The following is a 2,846-nucleotide window of genomic DNA, read 5'->3' on the forward strand; positions in this document are numbered from 1 at the left end:
CCTATCAACGTTGTGGTCTCCAACGGCCCTTTAGGACCCTCAAGGGGTCAGGGATGACTCATCTCAGGGCTCGCTTCCCGCTTAGATGCTTTCAGCGGTTATCGATTCCGAACTTAGCTACCGGGCAGTGCCACTGGCGTGACAACCCGAACACCAGAGGTTCGTTCACTCCGGTCCTCTCGTACTAGGAGCAACTCCCTTCAATCATCCAACGCCCACGGCAGATAGGGACCGAACTGTCTCACGACGTTCTGAACCCAGCTCGCGTACCACTTTAAATGGCGAACAGCCATACCCTTGGGACCGACTTCAGCCCCAGGATGTGATGAGCCGACATCGAGGTGCCAAACACCGCCGTCGATATGAACTCTTGGGCGGTATCAGCCTGTTATCCCCGGAGTACCTTTTATCCGTTGAGCGATGGCCCTTCCATTCAGAACCACCGGATCACTATGACCTACTTTCGTACCTGCTCGACCTGTCCGTCTCGCAGTTAAGCTGGCTTATGCCATTGCACTAACCTCCTGATGTCCGACCAGGATTAGCCAACCTTCGTGCTCCTCCGTTACTCTTTGGGAGGAGACCGCCCCAGTCAAACTACCCACCAGGCACTGTCCGCGAGCCCGATTCAGGGCCCTGCGTTAGAACATCAAACATACAAGGGTGGTATTTCAAGGACGGCTCCAGCGCAACTGGCGTCACGCCTTCAAAGCCTCCCACCTATCCTACACATGTAGGTTCAATGTTCAGTGCCAAGCTGTAGTAAAGGTTCACGGGGTCTTTCCGTCTAGCCGCGGGTACACCGCATCTTCACGGCGAATTCGATTTCACTGAGTCTCGGGTGGAGACAGCATGGCCATGGTTACACCATTCGTGCAGGTCGGAACTTACCCGACAAGGAATTTCGCTACCTTAGGACCGTTATAGTTACGGCCGCCGTTTACCGGGGCTTCGATCAAGAGCTTCGCTTGCGCTAACCCCATCAATTAACCTTCCGGCACCGGGCAGGTGTCACACCCTATACGTCCACTTTCGTGTTTGCAGAGTGCTGTGTTTTTGATAAACAGTCCCAGCCATCTGGTCACTGCGACTCCCAACTGCTCCATCCGCAAGGGACTTCACTGTCAGGAGCGAACCTTCTCCCGAAGTTACGGTTCTATTTTGCCTAGTTCCTTCACCCGAGTTCTCTCAAGCGCCTTGGTATTCTCTACCCGACCACCTGTGTCGGTTTGGGGTACGATGACTTGTAATCTGAAGCTTAGAGGCTTTTCCTGGAAGCAGGGCATCAATGGCTTCCACACCGTAGTGTGTTCGTCTCGTGTCTCAGTGTTGTGTCTCCGGATTTGCCTAGAAACACCACCTACGCACTTTCACCAGGACAACCGTCGCCTGGCCCACCTAGCCTTCTCCGTCCCCCCATCGCAATTACAAGTCGTGCAGGAATATTAACCTGCTTCCCATCGACTACGCCTTTCGGCCTCGCCTTAGGGGTCGACTCACCCTGCCCCGATTAACGTTGGACAGGAACCCTTGGTCTTCCGGCGAGGAGGCTTTTCACCCCCTTTATCGTTACTTACGTCAGCATTCGCACTTCTGATATCTCCAGCATACCTCTCGATACACCTTCGCAGACTTACAGAACGCTCCCCTACCACTCACACATAAGTGTGAATCCGCGGCTTCGGTGCCTGGTTTGAGCCCCGTTACATCTTCCGCGCAGGCCGACTCGACTAGTGAGCTATTACGCTTTCTTTAAATGATGGCTGCTTCTAAGCCAACATCCTAGCTGTCTGAGCCTTCCCACATCGTTTCCCACTTAACCAGAACTTTGGGACCTTAGCCGGCGGTCTGGGTTGTTTCCCTCTTCACGACGGACGTTAGCACCCGCCGTGTGTCTCCCGGATATTACTTACTGGTATTCGGAGTTTGCATGGGGTTGGTAAGTCGGGATGACCCCCTAGCCCAAACAGTGCTCTACCCCCAGTAGTATTCGTCCGAGGCGCTACCTAAATAGCTTTCGGGGAGAACCAGCTATCTCCGAGTTTGATTGGCCTTTCACCCCCAGCCACAGGTCATCCCCTAACTTTGCAACGTTAGTGGGTTCGGTCCTCCAGTTGATGTTACTCAACCTTCAACCTGCCCATGGCTAGATCACCCGGTTTCGGGTCTACACCTTGCAACTAGACGCCCAGTTAAGACTCGGTTTCCCTACGGCTCCCCTATACGGTTAACCTCGCTACAAAATGTAAGTCGCTGACCCATTATACAAAAGGTACGCAGTCACCCCGAAGGGCTCCCACTGCTTGTACGTACACGGTTTCAGGTTCTATTTCACTCCCCTCACAGGGGTTCTTTTCGCCTTTCCCTCACGGTACTGGTTCACTATCGGTCAGTCAGGAGTATTTAGCCTTGGAGGATGGTCCCCCCATATTCAGACAGGATGTCACGTGTCCCGCCCTACTCGATTTCACATCAAGGTCGTTTTCGTGTACGGGGCTATCACCCTGTATCGCCGGCCTTTCCAGGACCGTTCCACTAACTTCCAAGATGCTTAAGGGCTAATCCCCGTTCGCTCGCCGCTACTGAGGGAATCTCGGTTGATTTCTTTTCCTCGGGGTACTTAGATGTTTCAGTTCTCCCGGTTCGCCTCTGTTACCTATGTATTCAGTAACAGATACCCGAGTTATCTCGGGTGGGTTTCCCCATTCGGAAATCTGTGAGTAATAGCGTCTCTTACCGACTTCTCACAGCTTATCGCAGGTTAGTACGTCCTTCATCGCCTCTGACTGCCAAGGCATCCACCATGTACGCTTAGTCACTTAACCATACAACCCCAAGAAGTGTCG

The 2,846-nt window shown here is 53.3% G+C and carries 1 rRNA gene; it reads right to left on the reverse strand.

Annotation, left to right across the window (positions count from 1 at the left end):
* Positions 1-2,825, reverse strand: a 23S ribosomal RNA gene (locus AB5Y86_RS00490); the annotation flags it as partial.
* Positions 2,826-2,846: the final 21 nt, after the last annotated feature.

Source organism: Aeromonas sp. s8, assembly GCF_040907785.1.
Lineage (GTDB): Bacteria > Pseudomonadota > Gammaproteobacteria > Enterobacterales > Aeromonadaceae > Aeromonas > Aeromonas veronii.